The 16,586-nt window shown below is 62.7% G+C and carries 14 protein-coding genes; 9 read left to right on the forward strand and 5 right to left on the reverse strand.

Annotated features, from left to right (window positions below):
* Positions 1-2: 2 nt before the first annotated feature.
* On the reverse strand, positions 3-887 hold the full coding sequence (locus CI807_RS19740; RefSeq protein WP_095015846.1) for a LysR substrate-binding domain-containing protein: 885 nt from the start codon (positions 885-887) through the stop codon (positions 3-5).
* 113 nt (positions 888-1,000) lie between these two features.
* Here CI807_RS19740 and CI807_RS19745 point away from each other — a divergent pair, with 113 nt between their 5' ends.
* From CI807_RS19745 to CI807_RS19755, 3 genes are read left to right on the forward strand one after another with little or no spacing between them, the layout of a single operon-like run.
* Positions 1,001-2,005: an aldo/keto reductase gene (locus tag CI807_RS19745; protein ID WP_095015847.1), complete on the forward strand. Its 1,005-nt coding sequence runs from the start codon at positions 1,001-1,003 to the stop codon at positions 2,003-2,005.
* Between the two features lie 17 nt (positions 2,006-2,022).
* The gene (locus CI807_RS19750) at positions 2,023-2,820 is read left to right on the forward strand and encodes an SDR family NAD(P)-dependent oxidoreductase (RefSeq protein ID WP_095015848.1); all 798 of its coding nucleotides are present in this window, start codon (positions 2,023-2,025) and stop codon (positions 2,818-2,820) included.
* Between the two features lie 29 nt (positions 2,821-2,849).
* Positions 2,850-3,266 carry an SRPBCC family protein gene (locus CI807_RS19755; RefSeq protein WP_095015849.1) on the forward strand — a complete coding sequence of 139 codons (417 nt, stop codon included), beginning with the start codon at positions 2,850-2,852 and terminating at the stop codon, positions 3,264-3,266.
* Positions 3,267-3,386: 120 nt separating this feature from the next.
* Here the strand turns inward: CI807_RS19755 and CI807_RS19760 are convergent, their stop codons facing one another.
* Positions 3,387-4,778, reverse strand: coding sequence for a HAMP domain-containing sensor histidine kinase (locus tag CI807_RS19760; protein ID WP_095015850.1), 1,392 nt, complete (start codon positions 4,776-4,778; stop codon positions 3,387-3,389).
* Positions 4,756-5,439: a response regulator transcription factor gene (locus CI807_RS19765; RefSeq protein WP_010211030.1), complete on the reverse strand. Its 684-nt coding sequence runs from the start codon at positions 5,437-5,439 to the stop codon at positions 4,756-4,758. The genes CI807_RS19760 and CI807_RS19765 overlap by 23 nt, the downstream gene beginning before the upstream one ends.
* A 315-nt stretch (positions 5,440-5,754) precedes the next feature.
* Here CI807_RS19765 and CI807_RS19770 point away from each other — a divergent pair, with 315 nt between their 5' ends.
* Positions 5,755-6,660, forward strand: coding sequence for a hypothetical protein (locus CI807_RS19770; protein WP_095015851.1), 906 nt, complete (start codon positions 5,755-5,757; stop codon positions 6,658-6,660).
* A 98-nt stretch (positions 6,661-6,758) separates the two neighbouring features.
* On the opposite strand, the gene CI807_RS19775 is transcribed toward CI807_RS19770, so the two are convergent.
* Positions 6,759-7,970, reverse strand: coding sequence for a multidrug effflux MFS transporter (locus CI807_RS19775; RefSeq protein WP_095015852.1), 1,212 nt, complete (start codon positions 7,968-7,970; stop codon positions 6,759-6,761).
* Positions 7,971-8,062: 92 nt separating this feature from the next.
* On the opposite strand from CI807_RS19775, the gene CI807_RS19780 reads away from it, so the two are divergent.
* From CI807_RS19780 to CI807_RS19800, 5 genes are all read left to right on the forward strand, one after another.
* The gene (locus tag CI807_RS19780; protein ID WP_095015853.1) at positions 8,063-9,484 is read left to right on the forward strand and encodes a PLP-dependent aminotransferase family protein; all 1,422 of its coding nucleotides are present in this window, start codon (positions 8,063-8,065) and stop codon (positions 9,482-9,484) included.
* Between the two features lie 26 nt (positions 9,485-9,510).
* On the forward strand, positions 9,511-9,849 hold the full coding sequence (locus CI807_RS19785) for a hypothetical protein (protein WP_095015854.1): 339 nt from the start codon (positions 9,511-9,513) through the stop codon (positions 9,847-9,849).
* Between the two features lie 96 nt (positions 9,850-9,945).
* Positions 9,946-11,175 (forward strand): TolC family protein, encoded by a 1,230-nt coding sequence (locus CI807_RS19790; protein ID WP_095015855.1) that lies wholly within the window; start codon positions 9,946-9,948, stop codon positions 11,173-11,175.
* On the forward strand, positions 11,168-12,346 hold the full coding sequence (locus tag CI807_RS19795; protein WP_095015856.1) for an efflux RND transporter periplasmic adaptor subunit: 1,179 nt from the start codon (positions 11,168-11,170) through the stop codon (positions 12,344-12,346). Before CI807_RS19790 ends, CI807_RS19795 begins: the two co-directional genes overlap by 8 nt.
* Positions 12,343-15,501 (forward strand): efflux RND transporter permease subunit, encoded by a 3,159-nt coding sequence (locus tag CI807_RS19800; protein ID WP_095015857.1) that lies wholly within the window; start codon positions 12,343-12,345, stop codon positions 15,499-15,501. Before CI807_RS19795 ends, CI807_RS19800 begins: the two co-directional genes overlap by 4 nt.
* Here CI807_RS19800 and CI807_RS19805 read toward each other — a convergent pair.
* Positions 15,431-16,339 (reverse strand): MurR/RpiR family transcriptional regulator, encoded by a 909-nt coding sequence (locus CI807_RS19805; protein ID WP_010211026.1) that lies wholly within the window; start codon positions 16,337-16,339, stop codon positions 15,431-15,433. The two genes, CI807_RS19800 and CI807_RS19805, sit on opposite strands and share 71 nt — an antisense overlap.
* Positions 16,340-16,586: the final 247 nt, after the last annotated feature.

Genomic DNA, 16,586 nt, shown 5'->3' on the forward strand with positions numbered 1-16,586 from the left:
GTTCAATCTGTGAGCACTTTGCGGAAGGTTTCCACCAGTGGCCGCAGGTTGATCCGATGCCACGCTGCCCATAATGGCGTGGTGTAGCTCAGCCACGGCAACTCCCGCAACACCACGCCGGGCGGGGCATTGCGGCTCAGGCCCTTTTGCACCATGGCGACGCCCAGCCCCGACGCGACCAACCCCAGCGCGGTAAAGGGTTCGCCGGCTTCCATGGGGATCTGCGGGGTGAAGCCGGCGCGGATGCAGGCGGCGACAAAGTCGTCGGTCGGGTGCGCACCGGGTTTGCGCTGTACGCCGATCCATTCCTGATCGGCCAGATGCTCGGGCAGCAGCTCGCTTTGGCGTGCCAGTGGGTGGTGTTCAGGCAGGGCCAGCAGCATCGGGTCATCCAACACTTGGCTCGCGATCAGGTCCGGGTCATCGGCGGCCGGTGGTTCGCTCACCAGTGCGATATCCAGGCTGCGTTGGCGCAGGCCTTCCAGTTGTTCGAGAGAGGGTAGGTTATACAGCTTGATATGCACGGTGGGGCGGTCGTCGCGCAGCACGCGCAGGGCGTTGGGCAACACACCGGCATGCATGGCGTTTTCGATATAGCCGATGCACAGCCCACCTTCTTCGCCCCGGCCCAGGCGCTTGCCCAGGGATTCCAGGCGGTTGGCGTGGGTCAGCAGCGCTTTGGTTTCAGCCAGGAAGGTCTGGCCGTCACGGGTCAGGCGGATACGTTGCTGGCTGCGTTCGAACAAGGTTAGTCCCAAACGCTCTTCAAGCTGGGCTATCTGCCGGCTCAGCGGCGACTGGGAGATGTGCAGACGTTCGGCGGCGCGGCCGACGTGTTCTTCTTCAGCGACCACTTCGAAGTAGCGCAGTTGGCGGAGATCGATCATGTTAGACCTTCGAGGACTCAAGTTGGTCGCAGTATGTCTTGGACGGTCCGATCTCTGCAATCTAGGATCTGCTCAACGGTCACAGCGACCCCTGAACCCATTGAGGATCCACCATGAGCTTGAAAGATAAACTCCCAGGCCAGCTCGGCTTCGGCACTGCACCGTTGGGCAACATGTTCCGCGCCATTCCTGAAGACGAAGCCCAGGCCACCGTCGAGGCGGCCTGGAACGCCGGCGTGCGTTACTTCGACACCGCGCCGTTCTACGGCTCGGGTCTCTCGGAAATCCGCCTGGGCCAAGCCCTGTCGCAGTACCACCGCGATGATTTCGTGCTCAGCACCAAGGTCGGTCGGGTGATCCTCGACGAAGTCGAAGACAGCGCCCGTGACCTCGGCGAAAAAAGCGGCGTGTTCGAACACGGCCGCCCGAACAAGATGCTCAACGACTACAGCGCCGACGCCACCTTGCGCTCCATCGAAGACAGCCTGACCCGCCTGAACACCGATCGCCTGGACATCGTGTGGATTCACGACATCGCCCAGGACTTCTACGGCGACCAGTGGCTGGAGTACTTCAACCAGGCCCGTACCGGTGCGTTCAAAGTGCTGACTCGCTTGCGCGAAGAGGGCGTGATCAAGGCCTGGGGCCTGGGCGTGAACCGCGTCGAGCCGTGCGAGTTGACCCTGGACCTGACGGAAGCGCAACCCGACGGCTTTTTGCTGGCCGGCCGCTACACTCTGCTGGACCACGATCGCGCCCTGCAACGCCTGATGGACGCGGCTTCGGCCCAGAACGTCGAGATCGTCGTCGGTGGCCCCTACAGCTCCGGCATCCTTGCCGGTGGCGAACACTTCGAATACCAGAAAGCCAGCCCGGCGATCATCAGCAAGGTCGAGCAGATCAAGGCGATTGCACAGGCGTTCGGCGTCAGCGTGAAAGCCGCCGCCCTGCAGTTCTCCCTGGCCCATCCGGCCGTGGCGGCGGTGATTCCCGGTGCCAGTCGTCCGGGGCGGATTGCCGAAGACGTCGCGGCGTTGTCAGAAAAGATTCCGGCAGCCTTCTGGCAGGCCCTGCGCGATGCCCGATTGATTTCGGATCGCGCACCACTGCCGCTTTAACTTCAGGAGTTTCAACCATGAAAATTGATGTAAGCGGCAAAGTAGCGATTGTCAGCGGCAGCACCGCCGGTATCGGCCTGGGCATCAGCCAGGCGCTGGCGCAGTCCGGCGCCACGGTGGTGGTGATCGGGCGTGACGCGGGCAAAGTGGATGACGCCTTGGCGAGCATCCGCCAGGCCGTTCCCGGTTCTGACCTGCGTGGTTTGGTGGCGGATCTCGGCACGGCCGAAGGCGCAGAAAAACTCTTCGCCGCCGAACCGCGTGCCGACATCCTGGTCAACAACCTGGGCATCTTCAACGACGTGGATTTCTTTGAGGCTCCGGACAGCGAGTGGACACGCTTCTATGAGGTCAATGTGATCTCCGGTGTACGCCTGGCGCGGCATTACACGCCGGGTATGGTCGAGCAGGGCTGGGGGCGAGTGATTTTCCTGTCGTCGGAGTCCGGTGTGGCGACCCCGGCGGACATGATCAACTACGGCGTCACCAAGAGCGCTAACCTGGCGGTGTCCCATGGTTTGGCCAAGCGCCTGGCGGGCACCGGTGTGACAGTAAACGCGGTGTTGCCTGGCCCGACCTTTACCGACGGCCTGGAGCAGATGCTCAAGGACGCCACCGCACAATCCGGGCGCAGTGCGCGGGACGAGGCGGATGTGTTTGTGCGCAACGCACGGCCGACCTCGATCATCCAGCGCGCGGCAAATGTGGATGAAGTCGCCAACCTGGTGGCGTACATTGCTTCACCCCTGTCATCTGCCACCACCGGTGCCGCGCTGCGGGTCGACGGTGGTGTGGTCGACAGCATGGCCATCTGAATTGTTTTTCATTTTCTGGAGTAATTAACGTGGCAACAGCGTCTTCTGTGATTGAAATCCCGGTTTCGGCCGATCAGGTCTGGCAATTGGTCGGCGGCTTCAACAGCCTGCCGGACTGGCTGCCTTTCATTGTCAAAAGCGAGCCAAGCGATGGCGGCCGCGTGCGTCACCTGCAAACCGCCGACGGTGGTGTGGTGGTGGAGCGGTTGCAGAGCTTTGATAACGTTGGGCGCACCTACAGCTACACCATCGAGCAGTCACCGTTTCCGGTGAGTGCGTACCTGGCGACATTGCAGGTTGAGGCCTTGACCGAAACGTCGGCGAAAGTGACCTGGTCGGGTGTGTTCACGCCAGCGGCGGGGACTACGGATGCGGCGGTGGAGGAATTGTTTGCCGGTGTCTACAGCGGTGGGCTGGAGGCGTTGCGCGCCAATTTCCCAGGCTGATACACGTCAACTGTAGGAGCCGGCTTGCCGGCGATCGCGGTAGATCTGTCAACATTTCCAGTGACTGATACACCGCTATCGCCGGCAAGCCGGCTCCTACAAGGTTTTGTGGTGCTTGTGTTATTCAGGCATGAGCTGTTGGCGGCATTCCAGGACTAATCTGGCACCGCCTTGTTCACTGGTACCCACTTCCAACCTGAACCCATGCAAGTTGATGATCGCCGCCACAATCGACAAGCCCAACCCGAACCCGCCTTGCTGGTCGCTTTCATCTACGCGATAGAAGCGCTGGAACACTGCGTCACGTTCCGCCGCGGGGATGCCGGGGCCGGAGTCGTGCACTTCAATGCGTGTGCTGCCGGCGTCGTTGACCCCGCGCAGAATCACTTCGCCGCCCGGTGGGGAGAACTTGATCGAGTTGCTCAACAGGTTGGCCAGGGCTTCGAACAGCAGCGCGCGGTCGCCGGTGATCCACGGCAGGGATTCCGGGGTTTCGAGGCGCAGTTGCAGTTCGCCTTCTTCGGCCAGGGGCAGGTAGAAGTCGTGCAACTCGCGCAACAGCGGCAACGGGTCCATGACCAAAAAACCGGAGCGACGCTGGTGGTCTTCCAGTTCGGAGATACGCAACAGCCCGCGAAAGCGCGCCATCAGCGTATCGGTTTCGGCAATCGCGTCATCCAGTTTCACCGCGTAGTCCGACTCCGCCTCGGCCTCCTGCTTGATCCGGTACAACTGCGCGCGCAAGCGTGTCAGCGGGGTGCGCAGGTCGTGGGCGATGTTGTCGCACACGCCCTTGACCTCGTTCATCAGCTTCTCGATGCGATCCAGCATGGCGTTGACGATGGCCGCGAGCATGTCCAGTTCGTCGCGTCGGTTCGACAGTGGCAGGCGGTGGGTCAGGTCGCCGGCGACGATGGCTTCGGCGCTGGCCTGGATCCCGCGAATTCGCCGCAATGGGCGTCGACGCAGTAAGTGCCAGCCGGCAGCGCCGGGGATAATCGTCAAGGACAACGCCCACAGCAGGGCATGCCAGATGATCCGGGTCACGCCAAACAGCGAACCGTTGGCGCGCACCAGCACCAGCCAGCGACCGTCTTCGGTGTGGGTGGCGACAGCGTCGCAGCTGTCCTTGGGCAACTTGGGATCGTCGGAGTCAACGCAATTGGCCAGGGCGTGGATCTTGCCGTCCAGCGGCAGGTCCGGCGGCACCGCGCGGATCGGCCCACTGAGCGGGCGGAACTGCTCATCGAATAGACCGTAGGCGTCCACGCCCTTCATGTCGAAGGTCATGCTGGTGGTCAGGGCTTCCACCAGTTCCTCGCCGTCGAAGCGTTGGAACAGGTGCTGGCGCTGCATCAGCGAATGGCGCGACAGGTCGCCCAGGTAACCCGACACCTCGTAATACAGCACCCCCATGAGGATGCAGCTCCAGGCCACGAACAACGAACTGTACAGCGCCAGCAAGCGGCTGCTGGAAGAGCGCCAACCTTTAGAGGGGTTCAGCAATGACATAACCGGAACCTCGTACCGTGCGGATCAGCGGCGTGAGGCCCGGTGGGTCGATCTTCTTGCGCAGACGGCCGATGTGCACGTCGATCAGGTTAGTGCCGGGGTCGAAGTGATAGCCCCAGACTTCTTCGAAGATCATCATCCGCGACAGGATCTGCCCGGTGTTGCGCATCAGGAATTCCAGCAGCTTGTATTCGGTGGGCAGCAGGCTCAGGGGCTGATCGGCGCGACTGGCTTCGCGGCTGATCAGGTTCAGCTCCAGGTCGGCCACGCGCAGGGCGGTTTCGAACTCCTGGACCGTGCTTTTGCGCCGCAGCAGCACTTCGACGCGGGCGGCCATTTCATCCGAGGCGAACGGCTTGGTGAGGTAGTCATCCCCGCCGGCACGCAGGCCGCGCACGCGTTCGTCCACGTCGGAGAGGGCGCTGATCATCAGGATCGGCGTCGACACACCAATCGTGCGCAGCGTGGTGACGATGGCCAGGCCATCGAGTTCCGGCAGCATGCGGTCGAGGGTGATAAGGTCGTAATCGCCACTCACGGCGCGGACCAAGCCTTCACGGCCGTTGTCTACCCAATCTACATCCAGTCCATGGCTACTCAGCTCGGCGACGATCTCGCGGGCCGTTACGGCGTCATCCTCGATGGTCAAAATTCGGGTCATGGGATTACCTTTCACACTGGAAGACCGCAATCGCCGGCAAGCCGGCTCCTACAGAAGTACGGGCATTTTGCCAAGAAATGGCTGAACGCTTCCTAAATAAAACTTCATGTTGGCAAAACCGCCAAATTTTCCTTCAGGAATGCATAACGCCCGCCTGCCATTGGCCTTTCTTGCAACTTGCATGGTCCTGGGAAGTTCAAGTTATTTAACCTGTTGAAATATATAGATATTTATTTTTGTGACGACTGGCATGGTGCCTGCACTGTCCCTTTTGAGACTTGTAACACTATTTTTCTGCCTTGGAGCACAACAACAATGATCACATCCTCATCCACGCTGCAAGAGTCGAGCGCGCTCTCCGGGGTTTCCTGGGGGGCGATTTTTGCTGGGGCGGCCGCTGCGGCCGCATTGTCCCTGATTCTGGTGCTGTTGGGCTTCGGCCTGGGCTTTTCGGCGGTATCGCCGTGGGCTGACAGCGGCATCAGTGCCAAAGGGCTTGGCATTTCCACGATTGTCTGGCTGGCATTTACCCAGATCGTCGCGTCCGGGCTGGGCGGTTACATCGCCGGTCGGTTGCGGGTGAAATGGGCGAATATGCACGGCGATGAGGTGTACTTTCGCGACACCGCCCATGGTTTCCTGGCCTGGGCTGTGGCCACGCTGATTACTGCGGTACTGGTGGTCGGTTCTGTGAGCAGTGTCGTCAGCGGCGGCGTGAAAGCCGGTGCCAGTGTTGCAGCCGGCGCGGCCAGCGGCATCACCCAAGCTGCTGGCAGTGCTGCCAAAGGTGTCAACGGCGGCGACTTCGATTACTACGTCGACAGCCTGTTCCGCGACGACCGTCCGGTCGCCGTCAGCGATGACGCCGCCCACGGCGTGGTTGCTCGCATCTTCACCCGCACGTTGGCCAACGATGGCCAACTGGCTCCCGAAGACCGTGCCTACCTGGCCCAGTTGATCAGCCAGCGCACCAACCTCAGCCAGGCGGATGCCGAAGCGCGTATCGACAAAGTCTACGGCGACGCCCGCAAAGCGGTGGAAGACGCCAAGCTCAAAGCCAAACAAGCTGCTGATACCGCCGCCAAGGTTGCTGCCTACACCTCACTGTGGACCTTTGTTGCCCTGTTGATCGGCGCGTTCTTTGCCAGCTTCGCAGCCACCTTTGGCGGTCGCCGTCGCGATGCCGTGGTGTATGTCGAAACCGAACACTTCGTACGTTAATTCAAGGAGAACATCATGCGCTCATTACTGCTTTGGTTCCTCGGTGTGCCTATTCCGGTGATCATCCTGATCGCGATCTTCATGCACTGATTGTTGCGTTACCCAAGCCGCGCCTGAGCAACAGGCGCGGCTTTTTGCTGCAAGGCCAGCCAGCTTGTCACCAGCAACACACTGGCCAGTGCCGTCATCATCACCAATGCTGCCGACGTGCCATCGGACAACAGTCCCGTCGCCCAACTGCTCACAGCCGTCAGGAACATCTGGGTGAAAAAGAACAACCCGGATGCCGTTCCCGCGATTGCACCATAGGGCTGCAGCACCGACAGCTGGCAGGCCGGAATCACCATCCCCACCGACACCATGATCAGCACCATCGGCAGCACGATCGCCAGCCATTCCCCCGGCAGCGCGACGGTCGCCAGCGCGAGAATCCCACTGCCCAGCACGTTCACGGCTATGCCGGCGACGATCAGACGGTCTGCCTCGAAGCGCCGCACCAGCCGACGAAACAGGTTCGCGCCCAGCATGTAGCCGCTGATGGTTGCTGCGAATACCAGTGCGTAAGCAGTCGCAGACAGATGAAACCCCCGTTGCAGCAACGCCGATGACTCGCTGATAAACGGAAAATAGGTGCTGTACACGCAACCGATCGCCAGGGAATAACGCAGGAAGTAACGGTCACGCAGCAGTTGGCCGTAGATGCGCAGCAGCCCACGCGGCGGGGCGGCGGCGACTTCCGGCGGGCGGGTTTCAGGCAGACGGCGATACACCACCAGGCACAGCACAGCGCCGATTACGCCCAGCAGCACGAACAGCCCGCGCCAGTGGATGAACGGCAGCATCAGGCTACCCAGTACCGGCGCGGCCATGGGCGAAATGGCCATGGCCATGGAGATCAGCCCAAGCAGGCGTGCTTGCTCGTTGCGATCGAAGTAATCGCGCACGATCACACGGCCGATCACGGTGGTGCAACAGCCACCCAAGGCTTGGAACAGTCGGGCGATGATCAGCACGGCGAGGTTGTCCGCCAGGGCACAAGCTGCCGTGGCGAGGACATACAGCAACAACCCGGCCAGCAACACCGGACGGCGACCAAAGCGGTCGGTGAGCGGGCCGCTGACCAGCAGCGAAATCGCCGAGCCGAGGGCGTACAGCGTCAGGGTCAGTTGCAACTGGCTGTCGCTGGTCTGGAAGTCATCGGCCATGGCGGGCAGGGCCGGCAGGTGCATGTCCAGGGTGACGCGTGGCAAGGCGATGAGCACGGTCAGCAGTACCAGCCAGAACCCGGTGGAGAGGGCGCGTTGAGTCATGGGACGTCTCGATGCAAAGAGTAGAGCCCGGACTCTAGTCGCATTGTGGTTTAATCATTAGGACCACTTGTGCCTTGTTCGATAGGACCACTATGAGCCGAGGAAAAACCGCATCCGCCCTCGATTTGCCGCGCCCCGACACGCTGGAGGCGGGCAAGCAGCAGGGCGCCTACGAAGCCTTGCGCGGTGCGATCCTGAACCGCCAACTGCCGGCGGGCAGCCGTTTGCCCTCCACGCGGAGCCTGGCCGAACGCTGGCGGGTCTCCCGTGGCACGCTGGAAGCCGTGTTCGACCGCCTGCACAGCGAAGGTTACGTGCAGCGGGTCGCCGGGTCCGGCACGCGGGTGTGCGCGGTGATCCCCGAGCAGTTCATCGCCGCGCCGTTGGCCAAGGACATACCCCGTCGGCCTGTGGAGGCTGATCTGCCGGACAGTGGTGTGCAGAGCCATGTGCCTTTTGTCGCACGGCGCCCGGATGCCAGCCTGTTCGATCTGAAGAACTGGGCCCGCTGTATCACCCGTGGGCTGTTGTCAGTCGGGCCGGGCGTGTTGGAGGCGTCACACCCGGCCGGCCTGCCCGAGTTGCGGGCACAGATCGCCGACTACCTGCGCAGCTATCGCGGCCTGCATTGCGAAGCCGATGAAGTGATTGTCACCACCGGCATCCGCCACGCCCTGGACCTGATCGCGCGCAGCGTGCTCAAGGCTGGCGATAGGGCCTGTGTCGAGGATCCCGGCTACTTGCCGGCACGGCGCCTATTCACGCTGGCAGGCGCCGATGTGCGAGGCATCCCCGTCACCGCCGAGGGCCTCGATACTGCGCAACTTCCCGAGGCAGCCCGCTTGGCCTACGTCACCCCGGCGCACCAGGCGCCGCTGGGCATGACGCTGTCGGTATCCCGTCGTCTGGCGCTGCTGGACTGGGCAGCCCGCGCTGACGCCTGGGTGGTCGAAGACGATTACGACAGTGAGTACAACTACAACACTGCGCCGCTGGCCGCGCTCAAGTCCCTGGATTCGGCCGACCGCGTGATCTACTGCGGCAGCTTCAACAAGAACCTGTTCCCCGGTTTGCGCGTGGGCTTCATGGTGGTGCCCAAGGCGTTGCGTCGCGGGCTGTTGCGTACCTTGCAACTCACCGGGCATTCGGTGGGGGCCACTGATCAATTGGGGCTGGTCGAGTTCTTGCGCAGTGGCGCCTTCGTGCGTCACTTGCGTGCCTCGCGCCAGGCGTACCAGGCCCGTCGCGATGCGTTGCTGGAATGCCTGGGCGGGCGCTGCGCGGTCAGTGGCCAGCAGGCAGGGTTGCATTTTGTGTTGTGGTTGCCGGCCGGTGTCGAAGAGGGCGATTTCTGCAACCATGCCGCCGAAGCCGGGTTGACGCTGCAGCCTCTGGGCAAGTTCTGTCACGGCGTGAGCTTGCCGCCGGCGGTGATCATCGGCTACACCGCGTTGACCCTGGCCCAGATCCGCTATCACGGCCGAGTTCTCACGCAATTGTTAATAGCGGCTTAACCCGCGCTTGGCTAGACTCGCGCCCCATGAGCCGCCTTTTGCGTTTAGTCCTGGTCCTGCTGTTGAGCCTCACGCTTCCCCTGACCGGGATGGCGGGTGTGCCGTCGAGCACCGAACCCTGCCCGATGAAGATGTCGGACATGCAGGTGATGACCGACATGAACCCGGACTGCTGCCAGGACGGCGTCGATCACGGCAAGGCCTGCAAACCCGGCCAGGAATGCAAGACCGGCGGCCTGCTGCAACTCTCCCTGCCGATGCTCAAGGCGCCGTTGACCCTGGCGCATCCGCTGCTCGTCAGCGCTTCTTCGGATTTCATCCCAGACCGCACGCCGTCCGGCGTCTGGCGCCCACCCCGTTCCTGATTCCTGTTGCACCTCAAGACGCATCCCCTGACCGGGATGGCTTTGCTGTGGGCCGCGTAATACGGCGCGCAGCGCAACGGAACAGGAATTTTAAACATGAATCCCTTCTACATGCGCGCCCTGGTGGTGGGCGTGCTGGCGTGGCCGGTGTGGGCGAGTGCGCTGACCCTGGACGACGCCCTGCGCCTGGCGCAGAACAACGCACCGTCGCTCGCCGCTGAGTCGGCCAAGTTGCAAGCCGCGACCCAGGCGGCGATCCCGGCGGGTGAATTGCCCGATCCGAAGCTGGTGGTTGGCCTGCAGAACTTCCCCATCGGTGGCCCCAATCGCGGCACGTTGTATGGCGATGACATGACCGAGCAAATGATCGGTATCCAGCAACAGGTGCCCAGCCGCGACAAGCGCAAGGCGCGTATCGAGCTGGCCGATGCCACGGTGGAGCGCACCGCGGCTGAAGGTCGGATCGAACGCCTGAACGTGCGCCAGGCCACGGCCCAGGCCTGGATCCGTGCCTATGCGGTGGAACGCAAGGAAGCCTTGTTCAAGGACTTCTATCAGCAGAACCGCCTGCTGCAAGACAGCGTGCGTGCGCAATTGGCCGGTGGTCGCGGCCAGCCCTCGGATGCGGTCATGCCCAAACAGGAAGCCGCCGAACTGGCCGGGCGCGAAGACGAACTGACCCAGCAACGCGCCCAGGCCCGCGCGGCGCTCAAGCGCTGGATCGGCCCGGCCGCCAATGAAGCGCCCAGCGGCCAGTTGCCCAACTGGCCCATCGACGGGCGTTACAACCTGCATCAACACCCTGAACTGCAAGCCTTTGCGCCGCGCACCCGCGAGGCGCAAGCGCGGTTGCGCGAAGCCAAGGCGCAAAAGACGTCGGACTGGAGTTGGGAAGTGGACTACCAGCACCGTGGGCGTGAATACGGCGATATGGTCAGCCTGCAATTGAGTTTTGACCTGCCGATCTTCCCCGGTCGCCGGCAAAACCCCGGGATCGCCGCCAAGCAAGCCGAGCTGGATCAGTTGGATGCCGAGCGCGAGGCGGTCACCCGCGAACACACCCAGCAACTGGATGATGACCTCGCGCAATACCAGCGCTTGGACCGCGCCGTGCAGCGCAGCCAGGACAGCCTGGTGCCCCTGGCCGAAGAAAAGGTCGCGCTGAGCCTGGCCGGTTATCGCGCTGGCAAGGGGGACTTGCTCAACCTGGTCAGTGCCCGCCGTGAGCTGGTCGAAGCCCGTTTCAAACAGATCGATGCCCTGGAGCAACGTGCCCTGATCGGCGCGCAGCTGTATTTCGCCTACGGAGAAGCCTCCCATGATTAATCGACTCCTCGCGGTGGCGCTGTTGGGCGGTGGCCTGGGCGCCGGTTACTGGCTGGCGCAGGCACCGGCTCCGGTCGCGGCCATGGCCGACAACAAACCGGCGCTGTACTGGTATGACCCCATGTACCCACAGCAGAAATTCGACAAGCCCGGCAAATCGCCTTTCATGGACATGCAATTGGTGCCGCGTTATGCCGAAGGCGCTGCAGACAGCGCCGCTGTGCAGATCGACCCCCGTGTGGCGCAAAACCTCGGTGTGCGTCTGGCAACGGTCACCCGTGGCGTGTTGGCCTCCACACTGGACCTCTCTGGCATCCTCGCCTTCAACGAGCGCGACGTCGCCGTGGTACAGGCGCGCGCGGCCGGCTTTGTCGAGCGCGTGTATGATCGCGCGCCGGGCGACGTGCTCAAGGCCGGCGCGCCTCTGGCTGACCTGTTGATACCTGAATGGGCGGCGGCCCAGGAAGAGTTCCTGGCCTTGCGCCGTAGCGCGGATGCGAGTCTGTTGGCGGCTGCGCGCCAGCGTTTGCGTCTTAGCGGTATGCCCGCCGGGTTGATCGCGCAGATGGAGCGAAGCGGCCGTGTGCAATCGGTATTGACCGTCGCCAGCCCCATCGGCGGCGTGGTGCAAACCCTCGACGTGCGTGAAGGCATGACGATGGCGGCGGGGCAGAGCCTGGCGCGCATCAATGGCCTGGATCGCCTGTGGTTGCAGGTTGCTGTGCCGCAGGCCCAAGGTGCTGCGCTGGCTGTGGGGCAAGCGGTGGAAAGCCGCTTTGTCGGGCTGCCGGAGCAAACCGTCAAGGGCACCGTCAGTGCCATTCTGCCGGCGATTGCCGGCGACAGCCGTACCGTGCAGGTTCGCGTTGAACTGCCCAATACAGACGGCAGCTTGCGCCCCGGCATGACCGCCCAGGTGCGCCTGGCACAATCCTCCGCGCAATCCGTGCTGCAAGTGCCCAGCGAAGCGTTGATCCGTACCGGTAAACGTACGTTGGTGATGCTGGCCGAGGAGGGCGGGCATTACCGCCCGGTGGATGTCGAGGTCGGCGCGCAAAGCCAGGAGATGACGGTGATCCGCAGCGGTTTGCAGGAAGGCCAGCAGGTGGTCGCGTCCGGTCAATTCCTGCTGGACTCTGAAGCCAGTTTGCGCGGGATTATCCAACCATGATCGCCTTATTGATTCGTTGGTCAGTCGCCAACCGTTTTCTGGTATTGCTCGCGACGTTGTTTGTCACCGCTTGGGGCGTCTGGGCGGTGCAAAACACGCCGGTCGACGCACTGCCGGATCTCTCCGATGTGCAGGTGATCATCCGCACGCCGTATCCGGGCCAGGCGCCGCAGATCGTGGAAAACCAGGTCACCTACCCGATGACCACCACCATGCTTTCGGTACCGGGCGCCAAGACCGTGCGCGGGTTTTCATTCTTCGGCGACAGCTACGTGTATGTGCTGTTCGACGAGGGTACCGACCTGTATTGGGCGCGCTCGCGGGTGCTGGAATACCTTAGCCAGTTGCAGGCGCGCTTGCCCGCATCGGCCAAACCAGCGCTGGGTCCGGACGCCACTGGCGTCGGCTGGATCTACCAGTACGCACTGGTGGACCGCAGCGGCCAGCATGACCTGGCGCAGTTGCGCGCCTTGCAGGACTGGTTCCTCAAGTTCGAACTCAAGACCTTGCCCAATGTGGCCGAAGTCGCGACCATCGGTGGCCAGGTCAAGCAGTATCAGGTGCAGCTCGATCCGCTGGCCCTGGCCAATCGCGGCATCACCCAGGCACAGGTGGTGGAGGCCATCGGCAAAGCCAACCAGGAAACCGGCGGCTCGGTGCTGAACATGGGCGAGTCCGAGTACATGGTGCGGGCGTCCGGCTACCTCAAGTCGCTGCAGGATTTTCGCGGGATTCCCTTGCGGCTGGACGCCAACAGCGTACCCGTCACCCTGGGTGATGTGGCAACCGTTCAACTGGGGCCGGACCTGCGTCGGGGCGTGAGCGAGCTGGACGGCGAAGGCGAAGCGGTGGGCGGGGTGGTGATCCTGCGCAGTGGCAAGAATGCCCGTGAAGCCATCGCTGCGGTCAAGACCAAGCTGGAACAACTGAAAAGCAGCCTGCCGCCCGGCGTGGAGATCGTCACCACCTACGACCGCAGCAAACTCATCGATCGCGCCGTGGACAACCTCAGCCACAAGCTGCTGGAAGAGTTCGTGGTGGTGGCGCTGGTCTGCGGGATTTTCCTGTGGCACCTGCGTTCGTCCCTGGTGGCGATCATCTCGCTGCCGGTGGGGGTGTTGATCGCGTTTATCGTCATGCGCTTCCAGGGCATCAACGCCAACATCATGTCCCTGGGCGGCATCGCGATTGCCATCGGCGCGATGGTCGACGCGGCGGTGGTGATGATCGAAAACGCCCACAAGAAAATCGAAGCCTGGCACCACGCCAATCCGGGTCGTGAACTCAAGGGTGAAGACCACTGGAAGGTCATGACCGACGCGGCGGTAGAGGTCGGCCCGGCACTGTTTTTCTGCCTGTTGATCATCACCTTGTCGTTCATTCCGGTGTTTACCTTGCAGGCCCAGGAAGGTCGCTTGTTCGGCCCGCTGGCCTACACCAAGACCTACGCCATGGCGGCCGCCGCCGGTTTGTCGGTGACCTTGATCCCGGTGCTGATGGGCTACTGGATTCGCGGGCGTATCCCGGATGAACAGCGTAACCCGCTCAATCGCGGCCTGATCAAGCTCTACCAGCCTGCGCTGGAGGCGGTGCTGCGTCGGCCGCGCCTGACCCTGGTGGTGGCGTTGCTGGTGGTCGCCAGCGCGGTGTGGCCGATCTCGAAACTGGGCGGTGAATTTTTGCCGCCGCTGGACGAAGGGGATTTGCTGTACATGCCTTCGGCACTGCCGGGTCTGTCGACGCAAACGGCGGGTGAGTTGCTGCAACGCACCGACCGGCTGATCAAGACCGTACCCGAAGTCGCACACGTGTTCGGCAAGGCCGGTCGCGCCGAAACCGCCACTGACCCGGCCCCGCTGGAAATGTTTGAGACCACTATCGAGTTCAAGCCCCGTGACCAATGGCGCGCCGGCATGACCCCGGACAAACTGGTCAAGGAGCTCGACCGCGTGGTGCAGGTGCCGGGGCTGACCAACATCTGGATTCCGCCGATCCGCAACCGCATCGACATGCTTGCCACCGGCGTGAAAAGCCCGGTCGGCGTGAAGGTGGCCGGTACCAGCCTGATGCAGATCGACGCAGTGACCCAGGCGGTGGAAAAGGTCGCCAAGGGCGTGCCGGGCGTCAGTTCAGCCTTGGCCGAACGCTTGACCGGCGGCCGTTACATCGACGTGGATATCGACCGGGCGGCGGCCGCGCAATACGGACTGAACATCGCCGATGTGCAGTCGATTGTGTCGGGTGCCATCGGCGGGGAAACCATTGGCGAAACCGTGGAAGGCCTGGCGCGCTTCCCGATCAGCCTGCGTTACCCGAAGGAATGGCGCGACTCGGTGACGGCCTTGGCAAACTTGCCGATCTACACGCCGTCAGGCAGCCAGATCACCCTGGGCACGGTGGCCAAGGTCAAGGTGAGCGACGGCCCGCCGATGCTCAAGAGCGAAAACGCTCGGCCTTCCGGCTGGGTCTACATCGACGTGCGTGATCGCGACCTGGCGTCGGTGGTGAAGGACTTGCGCACAGCGATCAACCAGCAGGTGCAACTGCAACCGGGCATGAGCCTCAGCTATTCGGGGCAGTTCGAATTCCTGGAGCGGGCCAATCAACGCCTGAAATTGGTGGTGCCGGCGACCTTGCTGATCATCTTCGTGCTGCTGTACCTGACCTTTCGCCGGGCGGACGAAGCATTGCTGATCCTGGCGACTTTGCCGTTCGCACTGACGGGCGGGGTGTGGTTGCTTTACGGGCTGGGTTTCAACCTGTCAGTGGCCACGGGCGTAGGGTTTATCGCGCTGGCCGGTGTGTCGGCGGAGTTCGGCGTGATCATGTTGCTCTACCTGAAAAACGCCTGGGCCGAACGCAAGGATGGGGATCTGCTGGCCGCCATCACCGAAGGCGCGGTGCTGCGGGTACGGCCCAAGGCGATGACGGTGGCGGTGATCATCGCGGGCTTGTTGCCGATCCTGCTGGACAGCGGCACCGGCAGCGAAGTGATGAGCCGCATCGCCGCGCCGATGATCGGCGGGATGCTCACGGCGCCGTTGTTGTCGCTGTTTGTGATCCCGGCGGCCTATCGGTTGATGCTCAGTCGTCGAAGCCGACCTGCTCATGAATCTCATCCACCTTCAACTCCAACCGGTACGCCACCGCAATAAACAACGCCTGGCACAGGCACAGGGTGGCGCTCAACGAGCGGAAGGCAAACGACGAACCTTCATTCACCAACAGCACCGCGTTCGCCCGCTTGGCCAGGGGCGACAGGTTGCTGTCGGTGATGATCAGGGTCTTGGCCTGGTGGTGCTGGGCAATCCGCAAACAGTGCTGGGTCTCTTTGCCGTAAGGCGTAAAGCTGATGGCGATCACCAGGTCATTGGCACGCACGCTGCGCATCTGCTCGCGGTAGCTGCCGCCCAGGCCTGAGATCAGGTGGATGCGCTTGTTGGTGTGCTGCAGGTTGTAGACCAGGTAATCGGCCACCGCAAAAGAGCGGCGCACGCCGACTACGTAGATATTGTCAGCATTCACCACCAGGTCCACGGCTTTGTCGAACGCCACATCATCCAGCTCCAGCCCCAGACGCTCGATGCCGGACAAGGTCGCGTTGACGCATTCGCGCGCCAGGTCGCCACCGCTGGCCTTCTGTGACTTGTTGGCGATCATGCTGCGGATGCGTTGCTGGTAGTTCTGCACCGGCGTGGTCTTGTGGGTGTAGGCCTCGCGGAACAACGCCTGCATCTCACTGAAGCCACTGAACCCGAAACGTTGCGAGAAACGCACGATGGCCGACGGGTGCACCTCGCACTCGCGGGCGATGTCGCTGATGCGGTCGACCATGATCCGGTCGCTCTGCTGGCTCATGTAGCTGGCGATGCGCTTGAGCTGGCGCGGCAGGCTCTCGTATTCGTCGGTGATCAGCTGCAACAGGCGCTCGGCATTGATCGGAGGGCTGGCGATAGTGTCTTCCAGGGTGGTCTCGGGATCGGTGCGGGACATGGGCAATCCTTCTGGCGTTTTTGTCTGTTGCGCTGATGGGTGGCGCAAGTCTACAGGGTAGGCGCAAAAAAATACCCCGGCATCACGGCCGGCGTGGCCTGCTGAAACGATGCACTGTAGTGGGACTGGCTCTGTACAAGCTTAATGGAAAAAATATTCCAATGAAAAAATATATGGAATAAATATTGATTGGCGTCGCCGGACGTTCTAGTCTGCTCCCACCAAGAGCGTTTGCCGTCGTCACGTC

The organism is Pseudomonas sp. NS1(2017) (assembly GCF_002269425.1).
GTDB lineage: Bacteria > Pseudomonadota > Gammaproteobacteria > Pseudomonadales > Pseudomonadaceae > Aquipseudomonas > Aquipseudomonas reactans.